This is a genomic window from Acinetobacter sp. yr461 (genome assembly GCF_900110445.1).
Lineage (GTDB): Bacteria > Pseudomonadota > Gammaproteobacteria > Pseudomonadales > Moraxellaceae > Acinetobacter > Acinetobacter calcoaceticus.
Genome location: NZ_FODU01000001.1, coordinates 691,415 through 710,367 on the forward strand (window position 1 = coordinate 691,415; position 18,953 = coordinate 710,367).

Here is an 18,953-nt window from a genome sequence, read left to right on the forward strand (position 1 = left end):
TACCTGACTGGCTATGCTGTGATGGATTGTCATGAAAGCCAATTTTAATTTAAGCAAAATTAATCTCTTGTATTACTGTTACATAATCTATTTTGCTCGACTATAAATACCGAATGATTTAAAGGAAACCCAAAGATGAAATCTCGTGCAGCTGTCGCCTTTGCCCCAGGAAAACCTTTAGAAATTGTTGAAGTTGATGTTGCACCACCTCAAGCGGGTGAAGTTTTAATAAAAATTACCCATACAGGGGTATGTCATACCGATGCTTTTACATTATCCGGCGATGACCCAGAAGGTGTTTTCCCTGCCATTTTAGGTCATGAAGGTGCAGGTGTTGTGGTTGAAGTCGGTGAGGGCGTAACGAGCGTTCAACCGGGTGATCATGTTATTCCACTTTATACCGCTGAATGTAAAGAATGCTTATTCTGTAAATCTGGAAAAACCAACTTGTGTGTTGCTGTACGTGCAACGCAAGGTAAAGGTGTAATGCCCGATGGCACCACACGTTTCTCATATAATGGCGAACCGATTTACCACTACATGGGGTGTTCAACCTTTAGTGAATATACGGTAGTTGCTGAAGTATCTTTAGCTAAAATCAATCCTGAAGCGAATCACGAGCAAGTTTGCTTACTAGGTTGTGGCGTGACGACTGGTATTGGCGCCGTGCATAACACAGCGAAAGTACAAGAAGGTGACTCTGTTGCCGTATTTGGCCTAGGCGGTATTGGTTTGGCTGTTGTACAAGGTGCACGTCAAGCCAAAGCAGGACAAATTATTGTGGTAGACACAAACCCAGATAAATTTGAACTTGCTAAGCAGTTTGGTGCTACAGATTTCTTAAACCCTAAAGATTACGATAAACCAATTCAGCAAGTGATTGTAGAAATGACAGGCTGGGGCGTAGATCATTCATTTGAATGTATTGGTAACGTCAATGTTATGCGCTCAGCTCTAGAATGTGCTCATCGCGGTTGGGGACAATCAGTCATTATTGGTGTTGCTGGTGCGGGTCAAGAAATTTCGACTCGTCCATTCCAGTTAGTTACAGGCCGTAAATGGTTAGGTACAGCTTTTGGTGGTGTTAAAGGCCGCTCACAGCTTCCAAAAATGGTTGAAGATGCTATGAAAGGTGAGATTCAACTTGAGCCATTTGTAACGCATACCATGCCTCTACAAGACATTAATACCGCTTTTGATTTAATGCATGAAGGTAAATCAATTCGTACTGTTATTCATTTCTAAATGAAAGAAAAAAGGGCTGTGATTCAGCCCTTTTTTACGATTAATAGTTTTATATCTTAAATGGAATTACCGCACATGTCAGTTGTACCCTGAGGATAGCTAAATTGTAGCGCATTACGGTCAGTAATGAGTTCACTCGACAACTCTTGTCCAAATAACTGATTAGAATATATTGATATACCACTTGAGGCAGAAAAACGTATATTCTCTAGTGAGGCAGGCAAAGTAGATTGATAGCCTTGATCAACACCATTTAAAATAAAGCCAACCTGTTTAGTGTTCTGATTAATATATATACCTAATCTTTGGTATCCATTTGAACTATTTGTCATGTTTTGACCCTTATAGTATGGATTGTCAGGGCCGCTGTTATCACTAAGTCGGTAGGCTACATAATAGTGTAATCTAGCAGGATTCTCACCAAAATCGGGATCATAACTCCCCATATTAAACCAATAATTAGAGCTAACTGTATAACCATTATTTGTTATGCCACTAAATCCAATGCTAGAGGAATAATAAGTAGAATTTCCAAGTGATGAGTTTCCAAGAGCTGATACTGGAATCTTATGCTCCATTTCAAATGCAATAATACCTGTGTGAGGTATTGTTAAATCTCCAATCTCATTAGTCGAATTAAGACTAGCTTTACTTGTAGCTACATAATCTAAATCGCCATACTCGCTTTCTGGCCTAGGCTCCACTTTAAAACCAAATTTTTGACCATTTATCAATGGAAATATTTTCATTGGCAAATAGTCAGTGTGCTCATTATTCCAAAGATCATAATCTTCTTGAGTCGCATCAAAATTGTATTGGCAGACTGGCGCAGAATTAAGAGGATTAGTTTGAGCTAACAACATCTGAGGTGCTATTTTTTCATTCTTTGCAGCTGATGAAAAGTTTTTAGATGCTACTTTTTGGCCAGATTCATTACGCGATACGGTACTCGTATTATCAAAGGATACTTCATACATTGCCCAACATAATGTAATAGCGCTAACGGCAACTATGCCTATTTTTTTCATAAAATATTCCTATCGCGTTAAGTATTAAATTTTGAGAAAATATTGATAAAGTAAAACTTATTATTAATTTTTAACTGATTGATATTATTGTGTTTATAAACTATTGAATATGATTAATCATATTCAATAGTTACAGTAGCCATTGCACGTACTTTACCAGCAGTCACTTTTGCTGCGGTTTGATAGTAGCGAGCAGTCATCGGTACGTTATATTGAAGTGTCTGGTTAGAAGACAATGTACCTAAGGCTAATTTGTCACCTTTTTTGATGACTTGATTTTTATTTTGATAATTCCACAATAATTGTACGCCCACACCATTGGCTTTTTCAGAAGCAGCAGCTGTATTTGTTAAAACCTGATTGTTTGTGCCGTCTTGTGTAAAGTCGTAAGTTAAACTAATGAGGTTTTTCTCTTCGTAGCCAGTAGGGTTGATACCGCCATTACAGAGAATGTTCATATCAAAGGTTTGTTCACCTTGAGTAGAACCAACGCCCTTAAACCCAGCTTTTGTAACTGTCGGCAGTTGTACAACTTTGTTAATATTACCTTGGATTTCACACGAAGATGACGCAATGGTAATCGCATTAGCACTAACAGTACTTGTTAAAAAAGGTTGATTTGGAAAACCACGGACATAATAGCTACTATATCTACCTGGTACTAAGGTCCCAGAACCAGTTTGTGGAGCAATTTTAATGATTTCCACCACAAAATAACCTGATCCTAAATAACGAGTACCAGATATTCCACCACGTTGATAAGGATAATAGCCCGAGAAATTCGTATTATTGTCTGCTTCACGATAGAGGCGAATACCAATACCCGGAATGTTCGTGGTATAGATGCTATTGCCTAAAGAACTTAAAGGGTAAGATTGGGTTAATTCAGCAATTACTGTATCGTAATTGTCGCAAAGGCGCGCTTCAGTGGAAGTACGGTTAATAGGAAAAGTCGCTTTTCTTAAAACTGCCCCGACTTGGTCACTAGGGCGTACAACAACACGCCCTACAGACATAAGGACATCATTTGCCTCATAATTATATATACGACATGCAGCATTAGCCTCACCATAAATACCAAGACCAGCGGTAAATAAGAAACCTGTTAATAATATTCTTTTCATTTGCAGACAGCCTCAGTCATTACCATGCTTTGTTGCTTATTTTGCAACTGATTACTGATGTTGTACTCAACTGAACAACGCTCATTGCTTTCATCGCCCCATTTCACATAGAGACGATCTTGAGCAAGTGGAGTACGTAAGTAAATCATACTACCTTGTGCAACAATACCGACAGCTTCATCTTTCTGATTAAAGACTTGAGCTGCAAACGGTAAACTGTTGCCATCTACAGTTTTACTATTAATATAAACCGCATAACCAGTTTTAGTCGCAAAATCTACTTTAGCAATTGCGCCAGCAAAAGGTGCAATACGTTGACTTGTTTCTTCAAGTTCTACTTGGCTCGACATCTCTTGTGGGTCAAGGGTAATGTCATTAAGACGGTAAGGAGTTACATAAGGAACTACCGCATAACCTGCCTTATTCACGCTTAAACCAACAGCATTATTAACTTTTGCTCCAGCAGCCTCTGGTGCATGCACAAGTACCATCGTTTGGCCTTGCTCAGGTCCAAATAAAATACCTTCTGAGTGTGCAACCACACTACCAGTTAAGCTAACCATTGCTTGTTGGTAAGAATCAGCCACACTATAAGAACCACCAACAGTTGTATAGTTAGTACGATAACGACCATTTACGTTAAATGATGGATTCGCATAGTCCTGATGCGACATTGAAGCGCCGTAACTAAAGCGATCTCCAACCATTCCACTTGCACCAACAGTACGGCTGTCTTCAGAAGCAGTAACATTGACGTTAACCGAATTCTTTTTGAAATCAATCGGGAACGATAATGTCATTAAATATTCAGTATCGTGTGTTTGATTCGTTGAACCATATTCAACTTTACGGTTAATTGCAGATAAACCATAAGTTAAGCCATGGAAATTATTACTATAACCAAGCTGATATTGTTTAGTACTTTCGCTACGGTTCCAATAGTCAACCCAAGAACCCACTACATAGAAGTTACCCCAACCTTCAGGTAATCCTTGGTTCAAGGTAATTTGGAATTCACTACGTTGACGACCAGCAGAGTAGGTATTAATACCTTTTTCTTCAAAATCACGGATCAGTAGAGCATCACGTAATTTATAGAAGTTTTCTGTTGAGTAACGATAAGCTGCTAGCGTTAAGTTTGTGTTGGTCGGAGTAATTAACTTACTATAACTTAAACGGAAACTTTGCCCCGATTGTGAAGACTGTTTTTCAAACTCAGCTTCAGAATGTGTAACGTCAAGTGCAATCGCACCAATTGGCGTAGCAAAAGCAGCACCCAACAATACAGCAGCATAATTTTCTGTAGCTTGTATGCCCGTATAACCTGTTAGGTAGTTATTAATACCTTGCTGGTATTTACCTTGAACAACCCAAGGATCGAGATCAATGTCTGAATCGCGGAACTGACCTACAGTTAAAGAATAACGGTTCATGCCAGGGCGTAACATCTGCACAACAGATGCGTAAGGCACAGCAAATTTCTGTATTTCACCATTTGCTTCGATAACAGTAACTTCAATTTCACCACCAAAACCAGTAGGGTAAAGGTCATTAATTTCAAAGTTACCTGGTGCTACCGTTGTTTGATAGATAAGTTGGCCTTGTTGACGAACTTCAACTTTTGCATTGGTTTTAGCATTACCACGAATACGCGGAGCATAACCTAACATACTATTTGGCAACATTCGATCATCACTTGAGAAATCGATACCACGATAACCATATGAGTCAAATACTTCACCGTTCGTGAAACTATCACCTAGTGTTAAAACACCGCGGTATTTAGGGAAGGCTCTTTGTAAATATGTACTTGTTTCTTCGTAACTTGATTTAGATTGATTTTCGGCAGGAGTGTCTTGCCATTGCCATTGACCATTATGACGTAATTGCCAACCACCTAAATTTAGTCCAGCAGTCACGCCCATAAATGCGTTTGTTGTTTCGCTTTGATCATTAGACTGAGTAAATGTTTTGTAAGCACTGCCGTTATAAGATAGAAAAGCAGCATTAATCCCTCGATCCCATAAGCTTGGGTCGACATAGCCTTGCGCATTTTTTTGCAAAGCAACTTGTGGAATCGAGATATCTACACGTAAGCGAGAGTTATCAAACTCATAAAATGCATTTTCAACCCACTCTTCAATTTTATAACAACTACTATTTTCTTTTTGAAGAGGAGCATGCTGCGCTAAAATCTCTTGTTTTACACCATATTCAGCAAGAGTATTTCCCGTAAAGCAGGTTACAGCATTTTTATTTGATTCTAATGCTTTAAAAAACATACGACGTTTGCCAAACCATTGGCCATTTACATAAACGTCAACATTATATTCACCTGGTAAAACAGGATTACCGTATTTAAAACGAGAAATATCAACTTTTTGAGCATCACCAATTAAAAAAGCAGAATCAAATTCAGCTTCTACAGGAGCACTCGCGACTGTTTCTTCAGCGTGCACGAATACAGGCATTGTCATCGTGACAACACCAGAAGCCAAGTAGTAACAAATATGGCGTTTTAATAATTTATAAGATTCTTGCCTTTTTTTTGGCATAGCTAAGTCCGCCTACTCACATAATAGGTGCTTAAATTTATTAAAAAGATAAATCTGATTACTGAAGTTTTATTTGGTGTTCGACTCGACCACCATAGTCATTGACATTCATAAAACTCATATCTTGAAGATTGCCATTCTTAAGCTGAACAGATTCTTCAGAAAAAGGTTTAATCATTAAACCTTGAGGTAATAAATCAACTTTTTTATCACCTGCCTTTTGGTAAACAGAGGTCATTGTGATATGAAAAGGAGTTGGATTTTTTACCGTTAAATTTTGACCAGATTTAACCCATTGAAGCTTATCAGCTGCTAAATTCGCATCATCTTTAATTGAAGCTGGACGATAGAAGAATTTAATGCGTGAACGAATTGCCAATTGCAGAAAATTATCAGGCGTCGTATTTTCAGTTTTTGAAGTTGGTCTTGGGGGAATATCCAAAACATTTAACCACAAAACCGTTTCTTGCTTCTGATTTAACTGAGAAGCAGTTGGTAAAGCAGTAATACGAAGAGTCTGACTTTTTGTAGCTTCAACACGAGAAATAGGGGGAGCAATCATAAAAGGAACTTTTGATTGATCCGGAGTGCTTTTTGAGTCGCCTTCATCAAGCCAAGCTTGAACAAGAGCTGGTTTTGAACCGTTATTGCTAACTTGTAGCGTAACTTCTCTAGCATCCGACGGATAAATTACACGAGTGCCATGGATTACAATTTCTGCTTGAGTAGCAGGTGCTACAACTGTTGAAGCAAATGCTAAACCTAACAAAAAATTATAACTGTTCAATTTCATTTCAGAATTCTCAACCAAGAAAGATTCGGGAAAGCGCCACAAAAAGAGGGTTTCTATGCGGACATAGAAACCCCACTATCAATTAATTATTGATAGATAATTGTGTATTGAACAGAAGTATTTACTTTACCAGCTGTAGAAGCACCAGTTGCATAGTATTCAGCATAGTAGTTAAGGTCAGCGCTACCAGCTGCAGCTACGTCAACCCATTGAGAGTTAGCTTGAGCACCGTTTGCACCAGCAGCAAGAACTGGGATGAAGTTGTTGTTGCTACCTAAAAGTTGAACGTTAACGTTTTTAGCACCAGTAGCGTCTTTGTTAAGTAAACGACCAGTATTAAAGTCAACATTTGCACCTGGTTCGAAGTAAGTAGCTACTTTACCTTCAGAACAGTTAGCTAATTTGATTTGGAAAGGAGTACGACCAGCAACATCCCCAGCAACAGCTAAAGTTTGTTTAGAAACAGTTGGAAGAGTAACTGTGAAGTCTTTACCAGCTGGAGTAACGATGTCACAAGTTTTGTCTGTAACTAAACCATTAATTGTAATTGTACCATCAGCAGCTTGAGCATTCGCAATTCCTACAACTGAAAGAGCAGCAATCAAAGCAAGTTTTTTCATAGTGTTTTCTCAAAAGTCTGGATAAAAGTTTATTCCTTACTTTTCCAGTGTTTGACATCTTGAAAAGTAATGCGGCGATATTAACACTTCTTAAACAAAATGCAAACCACATCACATTATTTTTTCATAATTTTAATTAAGTCACACTTTATATTTGGGATGCATAGCGAACAATCACAGCTTATATAGCTGTTTATCAAAGTTTTTTTATTTTATAAAAAAGAGATACTACAGAAAAAAGTAAGTTACATAAGAACACTATGTAAACAGGAAACAATTGAATAATTTATGTGAAAAAGAAGCTTAAATTCTTACAATACAATTATATAGAATAAATTATGCACATGTATATAGAGAAAACATACAAATAGTCATTTTTTTATAAAAAAGAGTGACTCATCCTTTAAATCATCAAAATGTGCGATGAGTTCGACAAATCACTCTTTAATCATGCTTATTGTAGGAATAGCGTCAAATACTATGCCTAATAAGTTAATGATAGTTGATAACCACGACTTTGTGATTAGAACCTATGCTTTCAATGCTAGTGTCCATTTTCTCAGTATGTTGAGCTAAGTTAGAAAGACTATTTTTGTTTAAATATTCACTATCAAGTTTAATATTTAAATTATTTACCTCAACACATTCTATCTCGCTATGTTCTATTGAACATGTATCTTCAACAATATTTCCTCTTATCATTATTGTGTTATTTGCATAACAAAATAATGGGGAAGTGGAAAGCACCATCAGAACAAGAAGTTTAAATATATTATTTTTCATTTTATATGCCTATTTATAAAATAGTTTATATCTATTTGATACAATATTTTTAATTTAAAAACAATCATTAAGTTTAAATGAATAAGAAATATTAATTTTGACGTGACGAAAATCACATTAACTGTTTTAAATAATGTAATAGTTAGAATTTTAAAAACATATTAAGGAACATAATAATTATAACACTTTAAAAATTATTTATTTTAATTTAAGTTGTTGATATTTATTAGATAAAACCAAAAAAAGCAATAGAACAAAATTAAAAGAATTAATAATATATAATTAAACATTTAATAAATATGTAATTTATTTTTGTGATTTTAGTATTTACATTGCAAGATAATTACAGAGAAAAAAGATACTAATTTTATTTAAAATGTGATTTATTTAACTTTTTATTTATAAATTAAAAAATAAATTCACTTTATTTATTAAATACAATTGTCACACCGCAAATAAGTTGAAATTCATCACACATTTTAAATATATTGAGGCACAAAAGATAATTTTAGTTTTTAAAAGTTTTTGCAACAATTTAAGCATGTACGATCTTTTTAAGATCAAATTATATAAAGTAGAAATATGAATTATAGAAAACATAGTAATATTTAGACTTGATGAAAATTATCTTTTAATTGAGTTTTATAAATATTATTTGATTGCTGAAAAATTTATTCTAGAAAAAATATCTTAAGAAAGTAACTAGAGCATTATCTACAACATTTAACGCTGTACGTACCATTTCTAGAATCAGCTCTACTCCAGCAATAAATACTCAACTTTCCAACAGAACGAGTTCTAGGGTGGCTGATTGCATGATTCTGCATTTTGTAAGTTGTGTCTGTCGGAGGTAAGTGTTGATAAAACAACACTGACATTGAAAAATGATGAAATATAAACATTTTCAATCCTGTTATTTTTACATAAATAATTGAAAATAAATAATAAATTAAATTGGCATAAAAGCTGCTCAATGTGACTGATGAAAGTGGAATTATCCTAAGGAATCCGTATGTCAGTTGTAGTAGATAAAAAAGAAAATTCTAAAGAATTTGTAAAAAACATCCTGTCTGAAATTTGGGTTACTCGATGTCCTGTACCCACAGCAACAGGTATTTCCTTAAAGCGCGGCACTCTGGTTAACAAATTTGAAAAGCACGGCATTGACGTCGCTGTCTTGCAAGATGCACGTAAAGGTTTATCGGTTCATCATTTTGATCATCAATTACCCGCCTTGTTCCGAGAAGGTGGAAATGTACCTGCATTAGCGGCACGTTCAGAAGGTGCGCCAAGCCGACTCATTGGATTGACTTGGATTGATGAGTGGCAAGTGATTATTGTTCGACCTGATTCAAATATTAGCCAGCCAGAGCACTTAAAAAATGCGAAAGTTGCTTTACCAGAATACGCTGACAAGCGTGCGGGCAGTATTTTTAGAGCCATGTCATTGCAAGGTATCCGTGGTGCTTTACAACTTGCCAACCTTACTTTCCGAGATGTGAATTTTATTGAAGTACCTGAACGTGCCGGATCTAAAGAGAATCGTGATGCGAGTACATATTGGTCAGGTCTTGACGCATTAATTACAGGTGAAGTTGATGCTGTGTATGTAAAAGGAGCATCTGCTGTTGAAGCTGCAACTAAACGCGGCCTTAAAGTTGGGATTGATTTAGATAAATTTGAAGATGTGACTTCTCGTGTTAATAACGGCACACCTCGTCCAATTACAGTCCATGAAGACCTATTAGAAGATCATTTTGATGTGGTAGTCGATTTTCTTGAAGAGTTATTTGATACGGCGGATTGGGCACAAGATCATTTAGATGAAGTGTTGGTCATTCTAGAAGATGAAACCATTGCAGGGGCAGAGAGTGTTGCGACAGCCTATCGAAATAATTTTCATAAGTCTTTACATCCGTCATTAAGTGAAGAGCGTTTAGAGCTATTAAAACAACAAAAAGATTTTCTTTGGTTGCATGGCTTTTTAGAGCGCGATGTCGATATCGAAACATGGGTTGATCATCGTCCCTTGCTCGAAGTTTTAAAACGCCGTCAAAATAAAAATTTTTAAAGAGGATTTGATCATGACAACACTTATTCAAACCCCGCTGTCTCACGAACTGAATGCCTTTATCGAATTGAACCGAGAAAAAGCTGAATTTGCTTTTGAAGTATTCCGTGAAACAGGAACAATCACAGCAAATGGAACGGTTAATTTTGTAGAACGTGGGCCGGAAAATACCTTAATTACTTTTAACTATGCAGGGCCTTGGTCTAAAGATAAAAAAAGCAAAGTGCTTGTGGAGACAATTGATGGTGAAGTTTTATTGGGGAAAAAAAATGCTGGTGGGCGCTATAACAAGCTTTTTAAAGAACATGCAGATGTCACCACAATATCTCATGTACACGCGCCGAATTTAGGTGCTTGGGCGCAAACCCATCGTACTTTACCGATTCGTTATGTGCCTGTTCAGCGCTTTCATTTATTTAAAGAGCTACCAATTTATATCGATCGCCGTCAGGCAGAAGTAGATTTCATTTTAGATCAACTCAAAGTTGATATTGAGTATCGGGCCATCTTAGAAGCCAATGGCGGAGCAACCGTATGGGGACGTCAGGGATTACAAGAAACAGCTGAATTTATTTTGTTGCTAGAAGAAGGAGCACAGATTCAGCTTCTCGCAGAATTAGTCGGTGGTAGCCGAGAATACGGGCAAGGGGTTTTACATCAGCAATGGAAAATGAGCGGATTGACTGAAAAAGCAAAATCTCTTGGATTGCTCCCCCTCAATTAGATAAAGATTTAAAAAATAAAGATCGAGAATATTATGGCTGTAAAACTTTTATGGTATCTCACGTCTCCAGATGGGCCATATCCTTGGTTGGAATCTGGACGGTGGGATACCGATTATGAACACTTGCAACAGATTGCCATTACCGCAGATCGACTTGGTTTTTACGGTTCACTCATGGGTACAAGTGAGTATGAAACACTTGCTGTTGCGGCAAGTTTAATTCCATTTACTGAACGTTTAAAGTTTCTGGTTGCCCAACATCCTGGAGAAGTCCAGCCAGCAGTTTTGGCAAAGTATGCTCAAACTTTTGATGCGTTTTCTAAAGGGCGTTTGATATTTAATGTCGTCAATGGAAATGATAAGGGTTTGGCAGCTTTAGGTATTCACTATACTCATGATGAGCGTTATGACTTTAGTAAAGAATATTGGACTGCATTTCAGCAAAACTATGTAGGTGATACATCTGGGTTTGAAGGGGAGTTTATTCAAATTACCTCACGCTTAGAAGGTGGATCTCCAATGTCAAAATGGCGTGGTCCCACTCAAGAACAGGGTGTTCCTTTGTGGGGAGCTGGAACTTCTGCGAAAGGCGTTCAGCATTCTGTTGAATTACTGGATGTGTATTTAAGTTTTGCGAATACGCCGCCATTACTTGGAGAAAAGTTTAGCAAGGTTGCGGCTGAGGCTACAAAAATTGGCCGAACTTTAGAATTTGGCACTAGACTACAAATTATTGTGCGGGAAACAGAAGAAGAGGCTTGGCAGTATGCTCAGTCGTTACTTGACAAGATTGATGTAAATTATGCAATCGAAGCTGTTAAACGACAGCTTCCTCCAAATGAAACTTTTGAGAGTTATCAAAGTAACAATCCATCAATTCAAAAAAATTTAGAACAATTACGTCGAGGTGTTTTGCCTCGAGCTAAAGATTTTGAAATTTATCCTAATGTTTGGACTGGACCATCTTTATTTGGTTTCGATATTTTAAACCCAGCCGCGGGGACTGCATTAGTTGGTAGTGCTGAAAATATTGCCAAACGAATTAAGGAATACGAAAGCTATGGCGTATCAGCCTTTATCTTGTCAGGTTTTCCTTTAATTGGAGAAGCCTATCGGGTAGCAGATTTATTGTTCCCATTATTGGAGCTAGATCATGGTTTTGAGTTACCTAAGCTAAATAGAAATTCATCCATTGATTCCCTCTTGAATCAAGAAGTCGTGGTTTAAGGGAGAAGGCATGAATAAAATTACCCGTAGAGAACTCATTAAACAGACTGGGTTAGGTGTTGGTGCTTTTGCTGCAATTAGCCTTATAGGATGTTCTAAACCCGATTCTTCATCGTCTGAAAGCGCTACTGCTAGTACAACCCAAAATGATACGCCGAAAAAAGGTGGCGTTATCAAAATTGGGGTAATCAATGGTAATCAAGCTGGCAATTTAGATGCACATAAACCTATTGGTATGTCCAGTGCGTTCAGAGGTTGGCCTCTGTATGCAAAATTATGGGAATGGGGCAGAGATATTCAGCCAAAACTCGCACTTGCTGAATTTGCAGAACCCAATAATGACGGAACGAAATGGACCATTCGCTTAAAAAAAGGGCTCGAATTTCACCACGGTAAAACCATTACTGCCGATGACGTTATTTTTTCTTTACGCCGTTTGACTGACCCCAAGCTCGCTTCTCCATTTGCAGCCTATCTTTATTCTTTGCAAAGAGATGCAATTAAAAAGCGCGATGAATACACGGTTGAAATTCCTTTTACTCAAGGGAAAGGATTGGTTGCTTTACCTGAAGCATGGATGAGCTGGGGTGGCATAGTTCCTACAGATTATGACCCAGTTAAAAATGTCGTAGGGGCTGGACCGTTTAAGCTTGAAAGTTTTACACCGGGTCAGCGTTCACGCTTTGTTCGTTTTGAAAATTACTGGAAAGAAAACCAGCCTTATGCAGATGCAATAGAAATTATTGATTTTAAGGATCAGACAGGGCGTCTTGCGGCTTTGCAATCAGGTCAAATTGATATTGCGTCTGGTGTAAGTGCTGAGCATATTGCTTTAATTCAAGCCAATAAGCGACTAAATCTGGTTTCATCGGAAACCGATGCTTGGCAATCATTTGATATGAATACGTCTAAAGCACCGTTCAATGACCCACGAGTGCGACAAGCTTTTCGATTGATTACCAATAGAGACGATTTGGTAAAACGGGCTTTAGCTGGGCAAGGACGAGTTGCAAATGACCTTTATTCATTTAGTGATCCTGTATATGACCATAGCATTGCTGAGCGCAAGCAAGATTTAAATAAAGCTAAAGCTTTACTCAAAGAAGCTGGTTTTAATAACAATTTAACTATCGATTTATATACAGGCCCAGATAGCAATGCTGCATTAGTTTTTGCTCAACATGCTGCTCAGGCAGGTGTCATTGTTAATGTTAAACAGGTTGAAGCTGCTACTTTTGCGGATGCAGTAAAACAAGATTGGGCATTTAGTACAGGCTCGAACGTTTCACGTCCTTTCTTATTAACAGTCTTGCAAATTGATGGGCCGGGTGCGGCAAATAATAAAACTCGTTTTAAGAATGAGCGTTTTACCGAATTAGTGCATGCTGCATTGCAACAGCCCGATTTGGAAAAACGAAAAGTTCTTGTTCATGAAGCACAGCATATTCAGCATGAGCAAGGTGGTTTACTCATTTGGGGCTTTAATAATGTACTCGATGCACATTCGAGCCAAATTGGTGGTGTAACGCCTGATCGCACAGGCTTTGCTGCATGGCGTACAGATGAATTTTGGCGTAGAGGGTAACCGATATGACAATTCAATCCAGCAAAATAGAGGCATCAATTCAACATCCGACAATTGCCAAGTCATTTGAATTTCCTTCGTGGTTACCTTGGTTTTTGACACGTTTAGTGTCAGGGGCATTGGTTGTTTTTGTTATTAGCCTCATTGTGTTTATTGCTACACAGGCACTTCCATCGGATCCTGCTCGCGTCATTTTAGGTCCAGAAGCACCTGAAGCCACGGTTCAAATACTTCGTGAACAATTAGGCTTGAATGATCCGATATTGGTTCAATACTGGCATTGGTTAAGTCAATTATTACAAGGTAATTTTGGAAGCTCGATAGATTCTAATGTGCCTGTTTTACAAATTATTCAGAATTATTTTGGTAATACAGTTGCACTCACTAGCCTCGTTATTGTCATTAATGTACCGCTTTCAGTCGTGCTGGGTGTTTGGCTATCGCTCCGCCGTGACAGCAAACTCGACCGTATTATTGTTTCCAGTTCGATTCTGTTTAAAGCAGTACCGGGGTTTGTGATTGCGATTTGGTTAATGATGTTTTTTTCAACGTCAGTTTTCCACGTATTACCAGCAGCATCGTTGCTGATTCCCAATGAGTCACCTTATAGCCAATTAGAGTTTTTAATTTTACCAATTTTAACTTTAGCTTTATCACTCATTCCATATCTGATGCGTTTAGTGCGTGGTTCTATGATTGATGCGCTAGAGTCGGAATATGTAACCTCTGCACGGCTGCGTGGTATTCCTGAGCGACGGATTATTTGGAAACATGTTTTACCAAATGCCTTAGTACCAGTGGTACAGGGAACAGCATTGACCATCCGAGTTTTGCTAAGTGGTGCTTTAATTATTGAGGTGGTTTTTAGTTATCCCGGTATTGGTAATGCACTTAATGCAGCAATCGAAATGAGGGATATTCCGACCATTCAAGCGATTGTTTTATTGCTCACCATTTGTGTGGTGGTCGTTAATTTAATTGCAGATTTAATCACGACTTTACTCACACCAAAAATACGAACTGCAAAAAGACATAAAGCACGTTCGCCAGGCCGTCGTCAGGCGTTACGTTTATGGAAGTCAGGTCGACCAATTACGGTAAAACCTGTCGACCGTCGCAATGCACTAAAGAATATTCAGCAAGGAGGTGGCAAATGAGCTCACTTCACTGGTACCAAAGAAACTTTTTTCAGACATTAATTCGTGAAAGACAAGTACGTTTTGGATTTGTAGTTACTGTTCTGGTTTTGATTTTTGCACTGCTTGGACCGTTATTTGTTCCATTTGAGCCCACTGCGTTGGTCGGCATGACTTATGGCTCACCTGAAGGACGTTCATTTTTAGGTTATGACTATATTGGTCATGATGTCTGGTCACGTGTACTTGCTGGCGGTGCTTCTATTATTTGGATGACACTGGCTGCTAGTTTAGTTGCATTAATTATTGGTTCTAGTTTAGGCATATTCGCTGCTTTTGCCCGAAACAAGATTGATCAGTTCGTGACTTGGCTTACTGATGTGTTTATGGCCTTTCCAGATCTCATTTTAGTCTTACTTATTGTTTCGATGTTAGGTCGGCAACCTTGGCTGATTGTTTTAACAGTTTCAATTGCTTTTATTCCCGGAGTTATACGTCTTGCACGAAGCGTTGCGCTTAATTTAGTGGAACAAGAATATATCGAAGCTGCCCGAATTCTTGGTTATTCAAAAACCTATATTTTATTTCGTGAAATCTTACCCAATATGTTGACGCCGTTATTAATTCATCTGGGGGTGATGCTGACTTGGGCAGTGGGCATGTTATCGGGTTTGGCTTTTCTTGGTTATGGTGTAGCACCTCCAGCAGCAGATTGGGGGCTGATGATTAATGAGAACCGTGCGGGTTTATTGGTTCAACCGTGGGCCGTGTTTGCTCCTGTCATTTTAATTGCTTTGTTTGCACTCGGAACGAATGTATTGGCAGAGGGCGTTGGACGTGCAGCAGCTCGGATTGAGGAAAAATAAACATGGCAAATACATTTAAAAATACAGTATTGACCGTAACAGACTTAACCGTGGCATTGGTAAACACCGGCAATCACATCGTTTCTAATATTTCATTTAGCTTACGAGAAGGTGAAGTTCTAGGGCTGGTCGGAGAGAGTGGTTCTGGTAAAACGACATTATCGAGCGCCTTATTGGGCTATGCACGGCATGGTGCCAAAATTATTCAGGGCATAATTGAGTTAGATGATCAAAATATTCTCAGTTTAGATGATCATGCTTTACGTCAGGTTCGTGGCTATAAAATTAGTCATGTTGCCCAAGATCCTGGAACAGCACTTAACCCAGCATTAAGTATTGGCCAACATTTATTTGAATTATTAGAAGTCCATCAATCACAGCTATCTAGTGTTGAAAGATACCAGAAGGTTGCCAAAATTTTAGATGAAGTGGGTTTGCCACATGATGATGTTTTTCTAAAGCGTTATCCTCATCAGCTTTCTGGTGGTCAACAACAACGAATTTTATTGGCATTGGCATTCTTGCTACAGCCACGTTTAATTGTTTTAGATGAGCCAACCACCGCCTTAGATGTGACAACGCAGACCTTGGTGCTGAATATCATTCGTAAATTATGTCGGGAATATAACGTTGCGGCTATTTATGTATCGCATGATTTAACGGTGGTGAAAGATATTGCAGATCGGGTGATTGTTCTGTATTCAGGGCAAATTGCTGAAGATGCAGTATTAACTCAATTATTTGAAACGCCTAAACATCCTTATACGCAAGGTTTACTCAACGCCATTCCTGATGTGGCTATTCGTAAGTATTTATCTCCGATTGAAGGTCATGCTCCTTCACCAAATGAGCGCCCAGCAGGGTGTGCATTTGCTGCACGTTGTACTTTTGCTAACGAAATATGTCGCCAAAAACAACCTGAATTAACTCAATTAAAAGATGAGTTTGATCCGCATTTTGTTGCTTGTCACCATTCGGATGAAGTCGGTGTGATTAATTTTAAAGAGATTGATCATCCGGTACGTGAATTAGAAAGTGACACAGAAGCGTTGTTAAAAGTTGAGCATATTAATGCATGGTATGGACAGCAACAGGCACTTTTTGATATCTCGTTTCAATTAAAAAAAGGTGAATGTTTAGCATTGGTCGGCGAGTCGGGGTCAGGTAAAACCACGCTATCCCGTGTTATTGCTGGGTTGAATGAAAATGCAGACGGCCAAATTACATTAGCAGATGAAGTCTTGTCATTGTGCGGGCAACAGCGCCATTTGCAGCAGCGACATAAACTGCAATATATCTTTCAAAACCCTTATAAAGCCTTGAATCCAGCCAATACGATTGGTCAGACTTTAGTCAAGGTGGTTCAGCATTTCTTTGGAGCATCTCGACAAGAAGCCATAGAAAAAGTCACACAGGTACTTAAACAAGTCTCTTTGCCTTTACAAGTTCAAGAACTCTATCCTAGAGATTTATCTGGTGGAGAACGACAACGTGTGGCTATCGCGCGAGCGTTGCTGTGCCAACCTGATGTTTTGATTTGTGATGAGATTACCTCTGCCTTAGATGTTTCAGTTCAGGCATCCATCTTGAAATTACTACAAGATCTCCAGCAGCAAGGTGTGACCTTACTATTTGTGACCCATAACCTAGGGGTTGTTCGTGCAATCGCCGATCGGGTCGCCGTATTAAAAAATGGACATATTGTTGAATACGGTGAAACAGACCAAGTGCTCAGTCATCCTCAACATATATATACCAAAACTTTGCTTACACATGCACCGAGCTTGTTTAAAAACAACGTGCTTGAAGTTTGCGCATAAAAAAGAATAGATTTTTCGGAGTTAAAAATGAACGATATTAACCAACGTAATTTTTTAGAATTAGGTAGCGTAAGACATATTCAAAGCGAGCAAGAAGCACTTGATATTGCAAAAGAGGTAGCAGATCAACTGAATCAATTTGCTCGAGATCCAAGTTATAACAAGACAGTACCTTATGATCAGGCGCGTTTAATTTCAGAAGCTGGTTTAACCGCGATTATTGTACCCAAGCAATTTGGGGGCTTAGGCGCCAATATTTCAACATTGGTCAATGTGGTGAAAATTATTTCATCCGCCGATGGTGGTGTAGGGCAGTTATTACAAATTCACTTCACTATGTTCCGAGGAATTTTAACGGGCTATGACGATGAAATTCGTGATCAATTACTCGGTGATATCTTAAGTGGAAAACGTTTAGGCAATGCACTTGCAGAAGTGGGAGGCAAAGATAAGTTTCAGCATAAAACACGTGTAGAACGAAATGCGGAAGGGCAATTAATTTTAAACGGCAGTAAGTTTTATTCTACAGGTTCTTTACTCGCAGAATGGATTTCTTTATTTGCTGGTAGCGATGATGGACCTGTTTCGATTTTAATTCATCGTGATACACAGGGTGTGGAGTTACTCGATGACTGGGATGCAATCGGACAAAATAATAGTGTCAGCGGTACGGTTAATTTTAAAGATGTGATTGTTGATGAACGTTATGTGGCCAAACGAAATACAGGCGGCTTAGGCACTGTTTTACGTACGGGTCTCACTTGGCCTCAAATTTTACATGCTGCAATGGACACAGGAATTGCCAAAGGTGCGTTACAAGGCGGAATTGATTATTTACAACATCATGCTCGTCCTTGGGTGGAAAGTGGAGTCGATTCACCTACACATGAACCTCATATCATCAAACAGATTGGTGAATTTGCTGTTTTGGTTCGTTCGGCTGAAGCATTATTGGATCGTTCGGCACAGATCTTTGAACAGCATTTGGCAAATGTAGAAGATGAAGACTTACAAACTGAACTAATTTTATCGGTTGCTGCTACCCGAAGTCAGTCTGATCATGCATCTTTAAAAATTTCGAGTGAAATCTTTGGATTACTCGGGGCAAGTTCAACCTTATCGAAATGGAATCTAGACCGTTTCTGGCGTAATGCACGAACCCATACCACTCACGATCCAATTCGCTGGAGGCTATATCATGTTGGAAATTATTATTTAAATAATATTCCACCTGGTGAATATAATTCTGTGCTTTTAAAGAAGCAGGCGGAAAATGTGACTAAATTTAAACTGAGTTCGACTTAAATATTTCTATAACTTATTGAAAAACATATCTTGGTGGAATCTTGCCAAGTTCTCATCCAATTTCAGGATAA

General features: G+C 38.3%; 15 protein-coding genes. 9 read left to right on the forward strand and 6 right to left on the reverse strand.

The features are described 5' to 3' along the window. The first annotated feature begins 135 nt into the window (after positions 1–135). A complete protein-coding gene (locus BMW38_RS03415; RefSeq protein ID WP_003651772.1) occupies positions 136–1,245 on the forward strand; it encodes an S-(hydroxymethyl)glutathione dehydrogenase/class III alcohol dehydrogenase in 1,110 nt (369 codons plus the stop codon). Positions 1,246–1,301: 56 nt separating this feature from the next. On the opposite strand, the gene BMW38_RS03420 is transcribed toward BMW38_RS03415, so the two are convergent. The 6 genes from BMW38_RS03420 to BMW38_RS03445 all read right to left on the reverse strand — a co-directional run bounded on the left by BMW38_RS03420 (position 1,302) and on the right by BMW38_RS03445 (position 8,148). Further along, positions 1,302–2,273, reverse strand: a complete 972-nt coding sequence (locus tag BMW38_RS03420) for a DUF4882 family protein (protein ID WP_092705822.1) — start codon at positions 2,271–2,273, stop codon at positions 1,302–1,304. Positions 2,274–2,386: 113 nt separating this feature from the next. After that, positions 2,387–3,397 (reverse strand): fimbrial protein, encoded by a 1,011-nt coding sequence (locus BMW38_RS03425; protein WP_092705823.1) that lies wholly within the window; start codon positions 3,395–3,397, stop codon positions 2,387–2,389. Then, complete coding sequence (locus BMW38_RS03430) at positions 3,394–5,952, reverse strand: fimbria/pilus outer membrane usher protein (RefSeq protein ID WP_092705824.1); 2,559 nt, start codon at positions 5,950–5,952, stop codon at positions 3,394–3,396. The genes BMW38_RS03425 and BMW38_RS03430 overlap by 4 nt, the downstream gene beginning before the upstream one ends. A 58-nt stretch (positions 5,953–6,010) precedes the next feature. After that, the gene (locus tag BMW38_RS03435; protein WP_045432364.1) at positions 6,011–6,745 is read right to left on the reverse strand and encodes a fimbrial biogenesis chaperone; all 735 of its coding nucleotides are present in this window, start codon (positions 6,743–6,745) and stop codon (positions 6,011–6,013) included. Between the two features lie 86 nt (positions 6,746–6,831). Continuing rightward, on the reverse strand, positions 6,832–7,365 hold the full coding sequence (locus BMW38_RS03440; RefSeq protein ID WP_000731817.1) for a fimbrial protein: 534 nt from the start codon (positions 7,363–7,365) through the stop codon (positions 6,832–6,834). A 492-nt stretch (positions 7,366–7,857) separates the two neighbouring features. Beyond that, complete coding sequence (locus BMW38_RS03445; protein ID WP_092705825.1) at positions 7,858–8,148, reverse strand: type 1 fimbrial protein; 291 nt, start codon at positions 8,146–8,148, stop codon at positions 7,858–7,860. 1,012 nt (positions 8,149–9,160) lie between these two features. Here BMW38_RS03445 and BMW38_RS03450 point away from each other — a divergent pair. The 8 genes from BMW38_RS03450 to BMW38_RS03485 are packed head-to-tail and all read left to right on the forward strand — an operon-like array spanning position 9,161 to position 18,882. After that, the gene (locus BMW38_RS03450) at positions 9,161–10,219 is read left to right on the forward strand and encodes an ABC transporter substrate-binding protein (protein WP_092705826.1); all 1,059 of its coding nucleotides are present in this window, start codon (positions 9,161–9,163) and stop codon (positions 10,217–10,219) included. Between the two features lie 13 nt (positions 10,220–10,232). Next, complete coding sequence (locus BMW38_RS03455) at positions 10,233–10,943, forward strand: class II aldolase/adducin family protein (RefSeq protein WP_092705827.1); 711 nt, start codon at positions 10,233–10,235, stop codon at positions 10,941–10,943. Between the two features lie 33 nt (positions 10,944–10,976). Continuing rightward, on the forward strand, positions 10,977–12,170 hold the full coding sequence (locus BMW38_RS03460) for an LLM class flavin-dependent oxidoreductase (protein ID WP_092705828.1): 1,194 nt from the start codon (positions 10,977–10,979) through the stop codon (positions 12,168–12,170). Between the two features lie 10 nt (positions 12,171–12,180). Then, positions 12,181–13,755 (forward strand): ABC transporter substrate-binding protein, encoded by a 1,575-nt coding sequence (locus tag BMW38_RS03465; RefSeq protein ID WP_092705829.1) that lies wholly within the window; start codon positions 12,181–12,183, stop codon positions 13,753–13,755. A gap of 5 nt (positions 13,756–13,760) precedes the next feature. Then, positions 13,761–14,912 carry an ABC transporter permease gene (locus BMW38_RS03470; protein WP_092705830.1) on the forward strand — a complete coding sequence of 384 codons (1,152 nt, stop codon included), beginning with the start codon at positions 13,761–13,763 and terminating at the stop codon, positions 14,910–14,912. Continuing rightward, entirely contained in the window at positions 14,909–15,757 is an 849-nt protein-coding gene (locus BMW38_RS03475) for an ABC transporter permease (RefSeq protein ID WP_092705831.1), read from the forward strand. Before BMW38_RS03470 ends, BMW38_RS03475 begins: the two co-directional genes overlap by 4 nt. Before the next feature lie 2 nt (positions 15,758–15,759). After that, positions 15,760–17,577 carry an ABC transporter ATP-binding protein gene (locus BMW38_RS03480; RefSeq protein ID WP_092705832.1) on the forward strand — a complete coding sequence of 606 codons (1,818 nt, stop codon included), beginning with the start codon at positions 15,760–15,762 and terminating at the stop codon, positions 17,575–17,577. A 27-nt stretch (positions 17,578–17,604) separates the two neighbouring features. Further along, positions 17,605–18,882: an acyl-CoA dehydrogenase family protein gene (locus tag BMW38_RS03485; RefSeq protein ID WP_092705833.1), complete on the forward strand. Its 1,278-nt coding sequence runs from the start codon at positions 17,605–17,607 to the stop codon at positions 18,880–18,882. The last annotated feature ends 71 nt before the right edge of the window (positions 18,883–18,953 follow it).